This is a genomic window from Bradyrhizobium sp. AZCC 2289 (assembly GCF_036924615.1).
Classification (GTDB): Bacteria; Pseudomonadota; Alphaproteobacteria; order Rhizobiales; family Xanthobacteraceae; genus Bradyrhizobium.
On record NZ_JAZHRY010000001.1, the window covers coordinates 2,530,057 to 2,547,151 of the forward strand.

Consider the following 17,095-nt stretch of genomic DNA (forward strand, 5'->3'; position numbering starts at 1 on the left):
GACGATGCCACTGAACCTGACGCTCCTGCGCGGCGATCTTGCCACGCTGATCCCCGAGCCGCCGCCGATCCCGCTTCCATTGCCCGGAACCGTGCAAATCGTCACCGGCCCCGGCCTCGTCGGCTTCAAACTCAATGGTGTGCTCCGCTGGCTTGTCGATGAGAAGTGGTTCGGCGGCACTCCGGTCCTGACCTACGGTCCACTGCTCACAGGCTACCGCATCGAGTTGAAGGGCGCGCTCTACGCCGGGACGAGCCTGACGGCGGATTTCGTCATGACGCTCGCGGCGAAGACCGCAACCGGCACACCGATGGACATGACCATGTCGCTGGGCGGCTTTCATGGTCAATCCGTGCTGGAGCGCTGGCTCGCGGGCAGTCAGCGGCTGGCTTCGCCGGTCACCCTCGCCGCGACCGCCTGCCCGCTGGGCGCCGCCGGAAAGCTCACCGTTCAGAACGCCGCCTCCGCGCTGTTTGCGCCGGAGTGGCAGACAACCTATGCCGGCACCGGCATCGCAGCGGTCACGGGGCTCGGCGCCGCGGCGCAATCCGCCAACAACTTCCTGCTCCGCGTGCTGACGCCGGGGCAACCGAGCCTGCGCAGCACGCCCAAGCAGAAGCGCACGCTGATGACGTTGCACCGCGGCAGCCTCAACTGGGACCTGAAGCCGTCGCCGCTGGCGCTCGATATCGGCACGCTGACGCCGCAACCGAACCTGTTTGACGAAATCGACATCGAGGCCGGCGAGAACTCGGCGACGGACGTGGACCACACGTTGCTGGCGCAATCGACCAGCGCCGACAAGCTTGCCTTCGCGCCCGGCGGCGGTATCACCAATCTCGACGGCCATGCGCTGATCGTCCCGCTCGGCGCCGCGCGCTTTGCCATCGACTTCGAGACCAACCAGACTTTTCTTTCCAGTCAGTTCCCGGCAATCCCGCTATGGCTGCAACGGGACGGCTTTGCGCTCCAGGTCGGCAACCCTGCCGGCGCTTCCGCCTTCGAGCTCGATGCGACCAGCGGCACGGTGACCACGCACCGCTGCGCGCCGGCTTTGCTGCAGGCGGCCGCGCCGCTCGCCGGCGCCGCCGCGGCAACGCCGCTGGCGCTCAGCGGAACGTCGCGGCTCAACTTCGTGGCCAAGCCGGGCACGACACCGGGCTGGGGCGTGTTGGCCGCCGCCGCTATTGCCACACAGCCGACGCTGTCGCTGCCGGAATTCGCCGTGGCGCTGCTGCGGCGCGACGATTTGCTGGTGCTCGATTTTCTGTTCGGCAACCTCGCGCTCGAAGGCGGCGGCGGGCTGGCGCCGCGCCTTGCGCGCATCGACGCCACCGCCGACGGATTGCTGACCGCGCGCTTTAACGGGCCGCAGAATATCGTCGACCAGGCCTTTCCCGAGGTGCCGCCGCCGTTGCCGGCGAGCCCTCCGGTACAGGCGCTGGCGGCGGGGCCGAGCCGCCTCGTCTTCAAGCTCGGCGCCGGCGTGAGCCAGGTGCCGTACGACCTCGCGGGCCTGCTGCAATGGGTAGCCTACGATCTCAACGTGTCGCGCGCCGCGGCGTTGCCGGATCCGCCGCCCCAGCCTTTGAGCGGACCGGCGCCGACGCCGCCGCAGCCGACGGAGACGGCGATTGAAGCGCCGTGGTCGCTGTTTCTCTCGCCCAATGCCACCGCCGGCTGGGCCAATCAAACCGACGCGGTCACGCACGGCACCCAGACCGAGCTCTGGCACACCCGGCTCGGGGTCAAGAAAATTCAGGGTGGCGTGCCCATCGTCGACGAGCAGTCCGCGGCAACACGGACGGTGCGCGCGCTGTGGTCTCCCGACTACAGGCCAGGGCCGCCGCCCACGATGGACTCCTCACCCTTCCTGATGTCGCTGAGCACGATGGACCGCGACCAGATCGTGGTGCGTTCATCGGACTTCTCGAATCCGCAATTGCCGCCCAAGGCCGTCCAGGTCGACCGCCTGATGCTGTCGTCGCTGGGCGCCTGGCTCGACCTCGACGGACGCTGGCCACCCGGCGGCGCCTTCACGATCGTGGGATGGCGCCACCGCGCGGCCACAGGCCGGGACAATTACGTCAAGGTGATCGACGCAGCGTTTGCCTGTCCCGTCGGCAACCGCGCGGTGCGGGTCAAGGTGACCGAGCGCAAATTTCTCGATAACCCAACCGGCCCAACCACCGCCTATCAGATGCAGCGCCACTACGTCGTGATCACCGAGCCGGAGAAGGACTACACTTTTCTCGCGACGACGACGGCGAGCGGCGGCCGCAATTTTCCGTTCAAGAAGATTCGCATCACGACGCTGGTGACGCCCAATCTCGACACGCCGCCCGGCGGCAACTGGAATTATTTCATACCGACGGTCAGCGGACAGCCGTTCCTGTTCCACATCGTCGCGACGGACTGGGACGGCAATAATTCGGACTTCTCGATGCCGCTGGTGATCGCGCTGAGCGACATGCAGTCGCAGACCGGCGGGTACGCGCTCTACACCGGCTCCGATCTTTCGATCCGCCAGCGCGACATGGGTGGCCAGTCGATTGCCTTCGCGGCCAGCACCAAGCCTGGCGGCACGACGTTCAACACGTCGACCATGACCTTCAACGCCGCGCTCTTCAACGTCTTTATTCCGCCGCCGCCGGGTCAGCCGATCTTCTATCCCATCCTCGATACGACGTCGGCTGCACAAGTGACCATCCCGGCGCTGCAACAGGTCACCGGCGCGTCCAGCCCGGTGCAGATCGTGTTCTATCCGCATTATATCCAAAGCAATTTCGACAAGGGCGGCGTTTTCATCCAGCTGGTCAACGCGCTCGGCGTCGCCTTCGGCGGCGACAAGACCGGCGGCGTCGCGACGCCGAATTTGAATGTCGGCGGCCTGTCGCGCGATTTCGGCACGGTCTCCGGCACCGGCGGCGCGCTCGACACCTTCTCCCAGGGCAAATTCGATCCGAAACAATATTTTGGCGCCATCGCCGACGCCAAGCTGCTCGGCGTCGTTCCGCTCTCCGACGTCATCCAGGTGATCCTGGACATCACCGGCGCCCCGGAAAAGGCGCCGCAGCTCGTGACCACCCGATCGCCCACCCAGATCGTGACGACGCTGGCGTGGAAGCCCGACGTGCAGGACTGGGCGGGCGGCGTCGCCAATTTGCATTTCACCGCGCCCGACGCGCCCAAGAATCTGGAACTCGACGTCGTCATCACCACGCCGATCGGCGGCGGAACGCCGGATGCGACAGTCACCGGCCATATGCGCAGCTTCGACCTCGAGCTGCTCAGCGTCATCAAGCTGCATTTCAACTCCGTCGACTTCACCGCGTCGCCCGGCAAGAAGCTCGACCTCAGCGCCAATATGGGCGACATCGGTTTCGAGGGCGATCTGGCGTTCCTGAACCAGCTGGAGCAACTCATTCCATCCAGCGGCTTCTCCGACCCGCCGGCGATCGAGGTGACCTCGCAGGGGGTGACGGTCGGATACTCGCTGGCTATCCCCAGCATCGGCGTCGGCGTCTTCAGCATCGAGAACATTCGGCTCGGCGCCGCGCTCGAGCTGTCGTTCGTCGGCAATCCGATCCGCTTCCGCTTCGCCTTCAGCGAGCGCCAGCATCCCTTCCTGGTCAGCGTATCGCTGCTCGGCGGCGGCGGGTTCTTCGGGCTGGAGCTTGGCCCCGACGGCATCGAGATGCTGGAGGCATCGATCGAGTTCGGCGCCAACGTCTCGATCGATCTGGTGGTGGCCAGCGCCAACGTCCACATCATGGCGGGCGTCTATCTGAAGCTCGACTTCGCCACCCAGCACTCGCAGCTCACGGGCTATCTGCGCGCCGGCGGCTCCGCCAACGTACTCGGGCTGATCACGCTCTCGGTCGAGTTCTACCTCGGCTTCACCTTCTATCCCGCCGGCGGCGGCGCCGCCTGCAAGATCGCCGGCGAGGCCTCGGTCACCGTGGAGGTGGACGTGCTGATGTTCAGCGCCTCGGTGTCGCTGTCGCTGCGGCGCGAGTTCGGCGACCCGACCGTTTCGTTTGCCGATCTGATCGCGGCCGGAGACTGGAACGAGTATTGCGACGCGTTCGCCGCGTAAGGAGCGAAGGCCATGAGTATTCGCAACATGATGTGGACCGCGCTGCCCAACGGCTTCACGACCGCCGGCGACAAGCTCGTGCTGTCGGTCTATCTCTCGCCGCGGCTGGTGACCGACAATGGCGTCGACGGCACGCTGCAGCAATTCTTCCCGCAGCTGCAGGACTGGCCGGCGACCATCGGGCCGCTGCAGTTCAAGGTGCAGGTTCAGGGCGGGCCGGCATTCACGGTGACCCGCGCCGCTACGATCGCGCTGGAATCGCCGCTGTGGGCGGCGCTGTTCAACAAGGACACCTATGTGCGCTCCTACCAGTTCGAGCAGCGCACGACGCAGAACATCCGCTCCTACCCCGTGCGCAAGGTGTTGTCGTTCCTGAAGAACGCCTACCAGGCGGTGGCGATCCAGACGCCGGACCTGCCGCCGACGCGCGGCGATCTCAATTTCGAGGATTCGCCGCGCACCATCACCGACCTCGTTCAAATTTCCCTGGTGCTGCCCGAGATCGAGCGGCGCACCGCGGAAGCGATCGAGTCCCGGCTTCTGGACGGCCACGCCATCCCGCCCGCGTTCGGCACGCCCGCCATCGATTTCTACCAGGTCCGCACCTTCCATCAGTTCCTGTCGCGGCGTAACCCCGACGGCACGCCGGCGCCACTGCAGAAGCAGACCTTGCCAAAACTCGATTTCCACGACGTGGTGAGCCGGCTCTCGCAATATCCGGAACTGCTGCGGCGCCTTGGCCTGGCGGTCGACGTGGAACTGCCGACGACCGTTCCGGCGAACGGAAACATCCAGGTCATTCCGCAGCTCGCGGGACCAGCGCCGATGTCTCCGTGGACCGCCTACCAGATCGACACCACGCGCCGGCGTTTCCAGCCGGCGGCAGGCACCGAGGTCGCCGACGGCATGCTGCAGCTTGGCGGCGGCAACTACGACGCGGTCGAGGTCGACGTGGACGGCGCCGCGCACAAGATGCTCGATTTCGCTTTCAACCTCGGCCGCCTCGACCATGTCACGCGAACCCCGGGCAGCGCCAAGCGCTTCGGCTTCCCCTCGTTGCGCTCCGCCGGCTTCGCCGCCACCCGCCAGGGACGCGCGGTGCAGCTGCATGACCGCTTCGGCGCGGCGAGTACGCAAAACGGCGCCGTCGTCGCCAACCCGCAGAACGGGCCGGTGCTTGCCGCCGACGACCTCACGCGCGGCTATCGCATCGATGCCTGGGACAGCCTGACCGGCAAATGGCATTCGCTGTGCCGGCGCGACGGCACCTACGCTTTCCAGAACGTCAAGCTCGTCCGCCACCTCGATCCGGACGAAGGTTTTACGGCGCTGGCCACCAGCCAATCGGCCGACGGCACATCGCCGGATCTCTATCTGCCGGAATCGCTGTTCCGCTGGGCCGGCTGGAGCCTCGCGGTGCCGCGGATTGGCAAGACGGTGGGGCCGCAGGACACCGCGGCGACGCCCGAGAACCCGGCGCAGACCGAGTTCAAGCTGGTGGTGACGTTCAAGCCGGTCCTGACGCCCAACGACTTCAGGCTGCCGCGGCTGCGGTTCGGCGCCAGCTACCAATTCCGCGCGCGTGCCGTCGACCTCGCCGGCAACAGCCTGCCGCCCGACGCGTCGATCCCCGCCTCTTTCAGCATTCCGCCGCAGCCGGTGCCCTATCTGCGCTATGAGCCGATCGCGGCGCCCGTGGTGGTGCTGCGTGCGGCGCTGAGCCCGACCACGACGCCCGGCGAATCCGTCGACCGCATCGTGATCCGCAGCAACTTCAACACGCCGGCCGCAGCGCCCTCCGAACGCCACCTCGCGCCCGCAAAAGTGTCGCAGGAGACGGCCGAGGTGCACGGCATGTTCGACACGCCGACGGGGCTCGACAAGACCGTCTACACCATGCTGACGCAGAAGGACGGCGATCTCGGCGTCGACCCCGCGCATCCCGACCAGCCGGTGCCGCATCCCGAGGCGCAGCTCGTGCTGCCTTATCTGCCGGATCCGCTCGCGGCCGGCGCCGCGTTCATCAACCTTCCCGGCGTAGCGGCGGGCACGGTCTTCACCGTTCCCTTCACCGGGACGTGGCCGAACGAGCGGCCGTTCCGCATCGTGCTGGCGGAAGGCGCCGGCGCGCCGGTGCTGACCGAGACGGCGCAAGAGCGCTTCCTGACCGTGCGGATCGCCAAGGCGGACGAGATCGCGGTGGTGCTGAGCTGCTATCCCACCGCCGACGCGCTGGCGAAGCTGGCGATCTGGGGCTGGATCCTGGAAGCTGGCCCGCCCAATCTCGCGGTGCTGCAGCAACTGGCCGACAATGGCGGGCACTGGATGCTGACGCCGCCGCGGATTCTGACTTTGGTGCACGCGGTGCAGCAGCCGCTGATCGAGCCGCAATTCCAGGATCTGGCCGCCTCGCGCGTGCTCGGCGGTACCAAGGCGCGGCTAACCGACGACATCCCGCTGAGCGGCAAGAGCACGATCAGGCTCGACATCAATGCGAGCTGGGTCGAGACCATCGACGACGGCGGCTCCGGCCCGCAGCCGAAGACGCCGCCGGCGCAAACCCGCGCCTTCGAGACTCCGGTCGAGCGCACCGCGATCTCGCAGAAGATCGACGGCGCCCATGAATTTCACGACACCAAATATCGCAGCGTCACCTATGTCGCCACGGCGACCTCGCGCTTCCGCGAATATTTTGCCGACAGCCTGACGCGGCCGGCCAGCGATTTCACCCGCGACTCCGTGCCCCTGACGCTCGACATCCTCAACACCGCGCGCCCGGCGGCGCCCAAGGTGTTGTATGTGCTGCCGACCTTCGGCTGGTCCGACAAGACCGAAGGGACGTGGAACGTCAGCGCGCGCGGCGGCGGCGGACTCAGGGTCTATCTCGATCGGCCGTGGTTCTCCTCGGGCGCGGGCGAACTGCTCGGCGTCGTGCTGTGGGGCTGCGTGCCGCCGCAGCAAGGCACCTTCACTGCGTTCACCGTCCCCGACTATTTGTCGGCCGTCGTGACGCAGTGGGGCATGGACCCGATCTGGGACGCGCCGCCGCCACCGTCGCAAGCGGTGCCGCTGCCGCAGCATTTCCGCAACGCAGTCGACATTGCCAGCGGGCTCACGCTGGAATGGCCGCCGGGCTTCGGCAACATACCGATCTCGGTGGCGGGACATTCCGTCGGTTACGACGTCGACCGGGAATTGTGGTATTGCGATATCGAGCTCGATTCCGGCGTCGCCTATTTCCCCTTCATCCGCCTGGCGCTGGCGCGCTACCAGCCGAAATCGCTGCCCGACGCCCACCTGTCGCGGGTCGTGCTCGCCGATTACGTGCAGCTGGTGCCGGACCGCGCGGCGAGCATCGCCTTCGACGGCTTCGACCCGACGCTGCTGCAATTGGCGGTGACCGGCGTGCTGTTCGCGAACACCGCCCAATCATTGCTGCAGGTAACGCTCGAAGCCCAGGCCAAGAACGCCACCGGCGATGCCGCGTGGGTGCCGCTGTTGACGCAAACGCTGACGCCGATCAAGGGGCCGGGAGCGACCACGCTGTGGACTTCGCCCATCATTTTGCCGGCGCCGCGCGGCGCACGCGCGTTCCGGCTGCGGCTGGAGGAGTTCGAGATCTACCAGACCGGCACCGCGGGCCAATCGCAGCAGCGGCTGGTGTATGCGGATGTGCTGAAGCTGTAGGTTTAGAGCGTTTTCCAGCGAAGTGGATACCGGTTCGCGTCAAGAAAACGCGTCAAAAAAAGAAATAGAGCCCCGTTCCGATTCAATCGGAACGGAAACGGCTCGGGGCGCCCGGATCAGGCGGCAGAGGCGACGGCAGGCTTCTTCGCAAGCATGGATCGCCGATCGTGAATCAAGCCCTCCAGCCGATGGGCGGCGACATTCAGCGTCGCGTCATCCACTGCGCTCTCGTCCCCGCGCGCCGTCCTGGCGCGTTGCGCGCCGAGAATGGCGTCGATTTCCTCCTCGATTTCCAAAAGTTCGGCCTCGGAGCCGGCTTTGCGAATGCGGCGCCCGAGGGCGTAGAGCGAATCCAGCGGGCCCTGTCCGGTCAGGGGCGCCCCAAATCCGAGGAACTTCCAGGCCGCGGCAAGCACGGTCGCGGCGGCGCCGAGCGCCATCGGCGTCAGATAAATCCAGTTGCCGTATTCATCCATAAAACTCTGCTGGGTGCCGTTGTAGACGGCGGCCGCCCCGGGGTGCAGCGCAAGGTAGGCATCCTGATCGGTGCTGGGTGCGGTGATCTGCCCGAAAATCGGATCCTCGGCCAACAGATCCCTGCGGACGTTCATGATGGTCTGCGTGAGTGTCGCGACCAGATCGGAACCGAGCTTCTTGTTCGCAACCAGATAGAGTGATGTTCTCAGGGTGGTCAGATCGTCATCCGGCACCGGCGGCGCGCCGCGCAAGGTGCCTTTCGGGACGTCGAAACTCTCGAAGGCAGGCTCGGTTTCGGCAATCGCCGCCGCCGAATCGACCGGGATCAGCACCGGCAGCGCTTTCGACCCCTGCTGGGACAAGCCTCGCACCAGCGACAAATATTTTTGCGCCAGGGGAATCACGACGAGCAGTGCTGCAACCTCTTTGGATTGAAGGGCGCGCCGGGCATCCGTCAAGGCGATATCCTTGAATACTTTCTGCCGATCTAACCCGTATTCCTTGCTCAGCACCTCGACGACCTTGGCATTGGCGCTCGCGCTAATCACCCCGACGCGGCGTCCCTTTAGTTTGTCCATGCTGTCGACGCTCGAACCCGGCGGCGCGACGATCAGGACGACCATGTGGCTGACAATGACCACGGCGCGCGCTTGCGACAGGTCGCCGACATCACCACGAACCACGGCCAGGTCCACCTTGCCGGCTGCAAACGCATTAGCCGCTTCAAGCGCGGTGCCGCTGTCGACCACTTTGAGCCGCACCGCCGCGTTGGTGGTCGCGAGCCGGCTTGCAATGGCCGACATGGCCTTGGCAGCCTCGCCGTCAATCGAGCCGACCGCCACGCTCAAAGTCACCGGGCGGGTATAGTACCGATAGGCAAACAGGCCGGCGCCGGCCGCAAGACCGACCACGCCGACCAGCACGACGAAGCGAAGCCAGAGCGGAAAATTCAGCGAAGTCATGCTCGCTCCTCCCTGTTAGCCGACCGCTTGCCGCACGGGATGCGGCCCGATCAAATCCTAAGCTGCGGCAAGCCCTGCCGGATGGCTTGAGCGAGAGCTCGAGTTCATGGGGCAATTTGTCGGGCAGTCTGCCGACCGTCAACTGATCGAATATCTCGTGCGGTGCATCGGTCAACTGTTCGCTCCTCGAAGCGATCAAATGCCGAACCAGAGTGCATCCAGCCGCGCGACTCCACAAGGCGGGCACGCAGGGCGGATCGGCCGGCGCCGTCCGGGCATAGGCGCGCGGCATCACAGGATCATTATGGGCAATCCGGATTTGGGCTATAACAGCGGGGATCAATGACGATCCCAAGTTGAGCAATGAGGGAGGCGAGGTCCGATGCCAAAACTTTTGGGAACGACGGGACTGATCGTTTGCGCGGTGCTCTGCTTCAGTATTCCGGTCGCGAAGGCCGGTCCTTGCAGCGAAGACATTGCTCAATTCGAAGCCGCCATACGCCAGTCGGCGGGAAATCCGAACGCGGGATTGACGGCGCCACAGTCGGTTGGCGCCCAACTTAATCGGCAGCCAACACCCGCTTCCTTGAAGCAGGCCCAAAAGCGCCTGCAATCGAAATTCTCGACGACGATGGCCCGCGCCAAGCGGTTGGATGCCAGGGGCGATCGCACGGGATGCAGCGGCGCGCTTACCGCAGCCAAGCGAATGTATATTCTTTGAAACGAAGTCCGTCGGGCGGATTGACGACAGCTTGGGCGGCCGAATGCAAGTTGCTTGGAATACGCGATCGCCACTCCGGTCAAAAGCGGCGAATCTGACGATTTCGCATGGACGTGCTCCACGAGTTCGAGCCTAATGACAACTACACACGCGCTTCGACACGATTTCAAAAGGAAACCCAAATGAAATCGCACATAGCCTGTTTCGTGCTCGCCGCTGCTGCCGTGCCGGCGTTAACGCAACCTTCCCTGGCCCAAGGCACCTCCGGCGGAACCGGGGCCGTCGCCTCCATTCCCGGCAGCGTCGTCAGGGACCACCAACAAGGCCCCGGTCTTTTCAGCATCATCGCTGGTTCAACCCCGCCAAATTCGAGCCCGGATTCGAGACGAAGGACGACCGGCCCGGGCGAAACCGAGCAGCTGTCCCGACAAAAGACCCGCAAATGATCCGCTACCTTCGCGCCGTCATGCCCGGCCTTGAGCCGGGCATCCACGCCTTGCTTGCCGACGAAGCGGCAGGGATCAACAAAACGAACCATGGAATCATCGACAAGCGTCCCTCGTCACCGGGCAGTCCCCCTTGGACGCAGCAATCCGTCTGCACGTTCAACTGAACCGTAAAGGAGATGGAGGCGGATTGGAGGGAGGTTAAAGCGCCGTCATCCAGCGAGGGCGACGGACGAAATTAAGACAGGAATGGTGTCCTGTACGGCGCGGACGCTCGCTGATATGCTTGCCTGCGATCAGGGCCGCAAATGGCAGTCCGCTAATCCAGTGTGGCTCGTTGGAGCAACACAGGTTCTGATTCTGTTCACATTGACCCGGACATTTCCAACCCGAAGGGGATTATCAAGCGGCTGCATCGTCCAACCAAAAGTATTGCGGGAGATGAGCTATGGCTGCATCCGACTGGCGCCTCGAAGGCGAATGGATCAAGAATTGCAATTGCGCGTTCGGCTGTCCCTGCGATTTCAACGCCCCGCCGACCCACGGTTCCTGCGAGGGCATGGTCGGCATGAGGATCACCAAGGGACACTTCGAGGGCACCAGGCTCGATGGTCTCGTGTTCGCCGGAACCGTGCATTTTCCCGGGGCGCTGCATGAGGGCAATGGGCAACTGCAGCCGATTATCGACGAGCGCGCTACCCCGGAACAGCGCCAGGCGCTGTTCGAAATCATGTCGGGCAAGCATTCCGCCGAGGGCACGCTGTTCCAGATCCTCAGCGTGATCGTAATCAAGATCCACGACCCGGTGTTTGCGCCCTTCGAGTTTTCATTCGACAAGAACGGGCGCGTCGCGCGGGTCGTCGCCAAGGGTGTGCTCGAGACCGAGGTCGAGCCGATCAAGAACCCGGTGACGGGCGCTGCGCATCGCATTCAGGTCGTGATGCCGGAAGGCTTTGAGCACAGGGCCGCCGAAGTCGCCTCCGCCAACATCCGCTCGACCGGGGCGATCAAGTTCGAGACCAAGGGCACGCATAGCTCGCTTGCCAACGTCGTCCAGACCCCCGATGGCGTCGCGGCTTGATGCTGCGCCGGAGCCTTCGCTCGAAAACGCTCTAGCGAGGTTACTCCATGAGCGACACGTCAGCGCTCGAACAAATCTTGCGGCATGACCGCCTGATCGTTGCAGGCGGCATTGCCGGGGTGACGGCGCTGGCCTGGACCTATCTGTTTGCCGGGGCAGGCATCGACATGAGCATGGCCGACATGCCGATGGACCCGATGCCATGGTCGCCGTCGTATGCCGCGCTGATGTTCATCATGTGGTCGATCATGATGATCGCCATGATGGTGTCGAGTGCAGCGCCCATGGTCCTGCTATTCGCGGCCATCAAGCGCAAGCAAACGGCGTCGGTGTCCCCCTTCGTCGATGCCTGGATCTTTCTCGGTGGCTATCTCATGATATGGGCGGGCTTCAGCCTTGTTGCGACCCTGGCCCAGTGGGCACTCGAACGCGCTGGCCTGCTGTCGATGGCGATGGCGAGCACCAGCGCCGTGCTTGGCGGCGTCATTTTGCTGTTGGCGGGGTTTTACCAGTTCACGCCCGTCAAGAGCGTTTGCCTGCGCTACTGCCAGAGCCCGGTGCTGTTCCTGAGCCGGCACTGGCGGCCGGGCGCAGCGGGTGCATTGCGCATGGGGCTCCGGCACGGCAGCTACTGCCTCGGCTGTTGCTGGTTCCTGATGGCGCTGCTGTTCGTCAGCGGTATCATGAACCTGTTCTGGATCGCCGGCATCGCCCTCTATGTCGCGTGCGAGAAGTTGCTGCCGCTCGGCCACCGGCTCAGCCGCGCCGCCGGCGTGGGCCTGATTGCATCAGGCTTGATCGTTCTGGCGCGCGCGCCTTGAGTAAACGAAGCGTAATCCACTGCCCATCCGGGCCCGACAATCGCCAAGCAGGGAGAAAAAGCGTAAGACAACGCTGCTCGAGCAGGAAGGGACACCGTGGCAGCACTTTCGGTTCAGAGGGCGAAGGCGCGCATCGCGATCGCCTTCGTGCTCCTGTTTGTCGTTGCGGCGGCGCTCTCGGTCGGGGTCTATTACCTGGGTAAGCTTCAGGAAAATATTGCCTCTCAGGAAAGCCGGATGGCGCTCGAAGCCATCAACAATGCGGCCTCGATCGACGAGGCGCTGGCACGATATCCGTCAAACAGATTCCTGAAGCTGATGGCGATGGCGACCACGGCCGCCCTGGAGACCAGCGCGGCCAGTGAAAAGCTGTCCCGTGAAATTGAACCACCGGCGCTTTCGAGGGGTATCACCCTGGCGGCAGCGAGCCGCGGCGATCTCGAGGCCCTTCGCCGCGATTTGAAGATCGCGGAAACCAACGCGACGACATTCATGCCGCGCTACCTCGCCCTCCTCAAGGCCGAGCGCGACAGGCTCGAAAATTACGCGCTCTCACTGAATATGGAAAAGAATGTCGCCAGCAGGTTTATGCAGGACGTCGACAGGCGGCACGCGGAAATCGCCGCTGTGATCTCCAAAATGCTGGCGGCCCGGGCCGAATATTATCGCGCGTACGATAAATGCGTCGCGGCTCTGCTGGCGGAATTCGGCATCTACAAGGTGACGAACGGTCAGTTCATATTTCCAATTCAGTATATGGCGGACCGTTACAACGTCGCCGCCAACGCCATGGCCTCAGCCGCACAGCGCGCCACCGAATTGGAACAAGCGAGGAAGATACTTGCGCAGCCGGCGCTGAAGGGATGGGAGCAGATCGCCGGCGGTGGGTGACCGGGCCGAGACTAATTCGGATTACTTCCGAAGAAACTGCACAGCTTCATGATGTTCATTGCCGGAATTCCGAAGCCTCCGCATCATTTCCGGAGCCGGACATCGCCCCCCTGAAACGTCCGGCGCAAGCCGCGAGGAACCGCGAAGAGGACTCAGTCCCCCAAGCAGTGGCCTCCCTTTTCGTTGCGGTGAACGAGAAAAATCCGGCGGAACGAAACGCCGAAAATCATCGCATGCGGTCTGTGCGGGGAAGATCGGGCGGTGGTGCCCCAATGGGGCCTAGTTGTTCGAACCAAACACCAGAGGAGATCGCCATGCATTTCTGCCTCACCGGACAATACACGCCACGCGCTATCAACGCCATTTTGGAGAATCCGACGACAAGCCGCTACGAAGCGGCCAAAAAACTGATCGAGGCTGCCGGCGGCAAATTGATCTCGATGTACAGCACCCCGGTCGACGGCCCAGGAGTGCTGGTAATCTTCGACGTGCCTGATCCCGCTGCGGCTCCGGCGATCGTTGGCGTCGTTGTCGCGGCCGGCACCCTTCAGAACGCGAAGCTCACCCGCCTGCTGACACAGGACGAGATCATACCGATTCGGCAAAAAGCGGCTCAGCTTCGCGCTTCCTACAGCCCGCCCTTCAAGTAAGGAGATCGGTGGCAGCCGGCAGGGCTGCCAGCAATTTCAGGCCGTCTGGCCGTTTCGTCAGCGCCGGCTGACGCCGAGCCCGTTCCAGTTGCTCCAGCTCACGCGGGCGAGGCTTTGCAGGTCGGTCGCGACCGGCCGCTTGGTTTGCCGCTCATGGGCAGCGATGCATCGCTCGGATTCGGCGATCCTCTGCTTCAGTTTGGCGATCGTGCTTTGCGTCTGGCCGCTCGCACCACCGATTTCGCCGGTCCTGAACCTGGCAATTTCCAGCGCCCGCACGGCGTCGCGGTTCTTCTTCAACTGGACCCTGTGCCAGGCGATGTTGCTATTGCTGTCGGCGATCATGTCGCAGCCACTGCTCTCGATCGTTCGAAATTGTTGGGCACCTCGATATCGACTTCAAGCGTCGAAACGGTCTTGCCCCTCTCCATCCTGACGATGACCTTGTCCGGATCGAGCACGACATGCCGGGATACCACGGCCAGGATCTCCGACCGCAGCAGTCCCAGCAGGTCAGGCTGGCCGCGCAACCCGCGCTCGTGCGCGAGCAAAATCTGCAACCGTTCCCGTGCAACAGGCGCGGAAGCAGTACGGCTGCCGAAAAGCCGTCGCAGATCCATCATGCCGCCCTCCGTCCCAGTAACCGGTTGATCAGGCCTTTTCGCTCGGTCGGAACCATCATCGCGACGGTTTCGCCCATCAAACGGCGCGCGGCGTCGGCATAGGCGCACGCCGGCGCGCAGGCGGCATTGTTCAGGGTGACCGGCGATCCGACGTTCGACGCGCGCAAGACGTCCTGGCTCTCGGGAATGATTCCGAGCAGCGGCGTCGCCAGTATCTCGAGGATATCGTCTATGCTGAGCATTTCTCCCCGCGCCGCGCGCGCCGGGTCATAGCGGGTGATCAGCACATGCTTCTCCACCCGCTCGCCCCGCTCCGCCTTCACCGTCTTTGAATCGAGCATTCCGATGATGCGGTCGGAGTCGCGCACGGAGGAGACTTCGGGGTTGGTGACGATGACAGCCTCGTCCGCATAGCGCATCGCCAGCATAGCCCCACGCTCGATGCCCGCCGGACTGTCGCAGAGAACCCAGTCAAATCTGGTTCGCAAATCGTCAATGATACTCCTGACGCCTTCATCTGTCAGGGCATCCTTGTCCCGGGTCTGCGATGCCGGAAGCAACCACAGATTCTCGAGGCGCTTGTCGCGGATAAGCGCCTGCGAAAGCTTGGCCACGCCCTGCGCGACATTGATGAAGTCGAATACGACCCGTCGCTCCGCCCCCATAATGAGATCAAGATTCCGAAGGCCGACGTCGAAATCGACGACGACGACCTTTTCTCCCATTTGCGCGAGCGCCGCACCGAGCGCCGCGGTGGTAGTCGTCTTACCGACCCCGCCCTTGCCAGACGTCACGACCAAGACTTTGGCCATCGCTATCTCCTTCAGTCGAATTAATTCAGCGGTGTGATCTTCATGATGTCGCCCTCGAGCCAGGCCTGAGCCGGTCGGTTGCGCAAGGCGGAGTCGATTTGTTCAGCGGTCCGGTAGTAGCCGTCGATGGCCAGCAGTTCGGCTTCGATCTTCTGGCAGAATATCCGCGCGGACGAATTGCCGCTGAAACCAGCCATCGCGCGGCCGCGAAGCGCGCCGTAAACGTGAATGGATCCGCCGGCGACGATCTCCGCGCCCGAGCCGACCGAGCCCAGCACGGTCACGTCGCCTTCGCAAAAGATCGACTGGCCGGAGCGCACCGGGCTTTCGAGCAAAAGCGACGCCGGCTTCGGCTTGGCTTCCACCTTTTTCGGTTCGTTCGCGGTCAGCATGGTGTGGCGCCCTCCGGTCAAAAGCGGCGGCATGCTGGTGGTGAGGCGGGTTTCGTCGACGCCCTCGATGCCGAGGACGCGGATGTTGCGTTGCTCGAGGCTGGTGACGAGGTGAGCGATCGCCGACTGGCTGAGGTCCACGGCGGACAGGTCGAGCACCACCGGCTTGCCGACGAAAAAGCCGGGCGAGCGGCCGAGCGTGAGGTCTATTTCCTCCAGCCAGCCGGCGATCGGAACCACCGGACAGAATGTAAACGCAACGTATGAGCGGCCCCTCATCCGGATTGGCTGACGTGTGGCCTTCGCAATCGCGTCCATCGTGCTCGACTCGCCATTCTTAGTGAATGGTTAAAGATCGGCGTCCTTGGTTAACGGCTGGTTAACGGCGCGGTTTTTCGGCGGCGGAGATCCGGGATTTCCTCAGGCACCCGCATATCGCTGTGCTCATGCGGCTCGTACGGCGGATCAGCGTAATCCGCCGTTCGATCGAAGACGAAATGTCGGATTACGCCTTCCGCCTTCGCGCTCCGAGCTACGGCGGACGCCACGTTAGGCGTTTAGCCGCAGCAACTGCCTTGTCTCTGCTACGGTAGCGGGTCGGCGCCCGTACGAATCGGCCATTTCGACGATGCGCTCGACAAGTGCCGCGTTGGATGGCGCAAGGGTGTCGCGGTCGAGGCGCACATTGTCTTCAAGACCAGTGCGACAGTGGCCACCAAGCTCAAGCGACCAGCGATTGAGCGTGATCTGGTCGCGACCAATACCGGCGCCTGTCCAGGTCGCGTCCGGGGCGAGGCGCTTTAGCGTCGCAGTGTAGAATTCGAATACTTCGCGGTCGACCGGCATTGCATTCTTCACGCCCATCACAAACTGAACGTGCAATGGACCTGTTATTTTGTCGGCTTTTTGCATCTCGACGGCTTTGAAGATCATCGACAGATCGAAGGCCTCGATCTCGGGCTTCACGCCATATGTGCGCATCTCGGATGCGAGCCATTCCACCAGGTCCGGGCTATTCTCGTAGACGCGTGTCGGGAAGTTGCACGAACCGGTGGAAAGCGAGCACATGTCAGGCTTGAGCGGGATCATGCCACCACGCTCGCGCCCGGCGCCGGAGCGGCCGCCCGTCGAAAGCTGGATAACCATGCCGGGGCAATGCTTGCGCAGGCCCTCTACCAGCTTCCCAAAGCGCTCTGGGTCGGATGTGGGTGAACCATCGTCCTTGCGCACATGCGCGTGGACCAGGGTGGCGCCGGCCTCGAAAGCCGCCTGGGTCGACTCGATCTGCTCGCTGACGGTTATGGGCACGGCCGGGTTGTCGGACTTCTGCGGAAGTGAACCGGTGATGGCGACCGTAATGATGCAAGGTGTGGTCATTGTCGTCTCTTCATGGTCCTGGTTCGGCTGCGTGGGCTGCACCAGTTCAAACTGTA

At 64.0% G+C, this 17,095-nt stretch carries 14 protein-coding genes; 8 read left to right on the plus strand and 6 right to left on the minus strand.

Annotated features, from left to right (window positions below):
* Positions 1-4 precede the first annotated feature (4 nt).
* Positions 5-4,099 (plus strand): hypothetical protein, encoded by a 4,095-nt coding sequence (locus tag V1289_RS12370; protein ID WP_334397218.1) that lies wholly within the window; start codon positions 5-7, stop codon positions 4,097-4,099.
* A 12-nt stretch (positions 4,100-4,111) separates the two neighbouring features.
* Positions 4,112-7,786 carry a hypothetical protein gene (locus V1289_RS12375; protein ID WP_334397219.1) on the plus strand — a complete coding sequence of 1,225 codons (3,675 nt, stop codon included), beginning with the start codon at positions 4,112-4,114 and terminating at the stop codon, positions 7,784-7,786.
* Between the two features lie 116 nt (positions 7,787-7,902).
* Here V1289_RS12375 and V1289_RS12380 read toward each other — a convergent pair whose 3' ends face one another.
* Complete coding sequence (locus V1289_RS12380; RefSeq protein ID WP_334397220.1) at positions 7,903-9,225, minus strand: TAXI family TRAP transporter solute-binding subunit; 1,323 nt, start codon at positions 9,223-9,225, stop codon at positions 7,903-7,905.
* Positions 9,226-10,053: 828 nt separating this feature from the next.
* Between V1289_RS12380 and V1289_RS12385 the strand changes: the two genes are divergently transcribed.
* The 6 genes from V1289_RS12385 (at position 10,054) to V1289_RS12410 (ending at position 13,835) form a co-directional block, all read left to right on the plus strand.
* Positions 10,054-10,392, plus strand: coding sequence for a hypothetical protein (locus V1289_RS12385; protein WP_334397221.1), 339 nt, complete (start codon positions 10,054-10,056; stop codon positions 10,390-10,392).
* Complete coding sequence (locus V1289_RS12390; RefSeq protein ID WP_334397222.1) at positions 10,389-10,559, plus strand: hypothetical protein; 171 nt, start codon at positions 10,389-10,391, stop codon at positions 10,557-10,559. Before V1289_RS12385 ends, V1289_RS12390 begins: the two co-directional genes overlap by 4 nt.
* Positions 10,560-10,840: 281 nt before the next feature.
* Positions 10,841-11,473, plus strand: a complete 633-nt coding sequence (locus V1289_RS12395) for a DUF1326 domain-containing protein (protein ID WP_334397223.1) — start codon at positions 10,841-10,843, stop codon at positions 11,471-11,473.
* 47 nt (positions 11,474-11,520) lie between these two features.
* Positions 11,521-12,294 carry a DUF2182 domain-containing protein gene (locus V1289_RS12400; protein WP_334397224.1) on the plus strand — a complete coding sequence of 258 codons (774 nt, stop codon included), beginning with the start codon at positions 11,521-11,523 and terminating at the stop codon, positions 12,292-12,294.
* A 96-nt stretch (positions 12,295-12,390) separates the two neighbouring features.
* Positions 12,391-13,185 (plus strand): hypothetical protein, encoded by a 795-nt coding sequence (locus tag V1289_RS12405; protein WP_334397225.1) that lies wholly within the window; start codon positions 12,391-12,393, stop codon positions 13,183-13,185.
* Between the two features lie 314 nt (positions 13,186-13,499).
* Positions 13,500-13,835 carry a GYD domain-containing protein gene (locus V1289_RS12410; protein ID WP_334397226.1) on the plus strand — a complete coding sequence of 112 codons (336 nt, stop codon included), beginning with the start codon at positions 13,500-13,502 and terminating at the stop codon, positions 13,833-13,835.
* Positions 13,836-13,892: 57 nt separating this feature from the next.
* Here V1289_RS12410 and V1289_RS12415 read toward each other — a convergent pair whose 3' ends face one another.
* From V1289_RS12415 to V1289_RS12435, 5 genes are all read right to left on the minus strand, one after another.
* Positions 13,893-14,180, minus strand: a complete 288-nt coding sequence (locus V1289_RS12415; protein WP_334397227.1) for a hypothetical protein — start codon at positions 14,178-14,180, stop codon at positions 13,893-13,895.
* Positions 14,177-14,455: a cell division topological specificity factor MinE gene (gene minE / locus V1289_RS12420; RefSeq protein WP_074273476.1), complete on the minus strand. Its 279-nt coding sequence runs from the start codon at positions 14,453-14,455 to the stop codon at positions 14,177-14,179. The genes V1289_RS12415 and minE overlap by 4 nt, the downstream gene beginning before the upstream one ends.
* Positions 14,455-15,270 (minus strand): septum site-determining protein MinD, encoded by an 816-nt coding sequence (minD, locus tag V1289_RS12425; protein ID WP_334397228.1) that lies wholly within the window; start codon positions 15,268-15,270, stop codon positions 14,455-14,457. Before minD ends, minE begins: the two co-directional genes overlap by 1 nt.
* A gap of 20 nt (positions 15,271-15,290) precedes the next feature.
* The gene (gene minC / locus V1289_RS12430) at positions 15,291-15,980 is read right to left on the minus strand and encodes a septum site-determining protein MinC (RefSeq protein ID WP_334397229.1); all 690 of its coding nucleotides are present in this window, start codon (positions 15,978-15,980) and stop codon (positions 15,291-15,293) included.
* A 231-nt stretch (positions 15,981-16,211) separates the two neighbouring features.
* Positions 16,212-17,039, minus strand: coding sequence for a 3-keto-5-aminohexanoate cleavage protein (locus V1289_RS12435; RefSeq protein ID WP_334407428.1), 828 nt, complete (start codon positions 17,037-17,039; stop codon positions 16,212-16,214).
* Between the last annotated feature and the right edge of the window lie 56 nt (positions 17,040-17,095).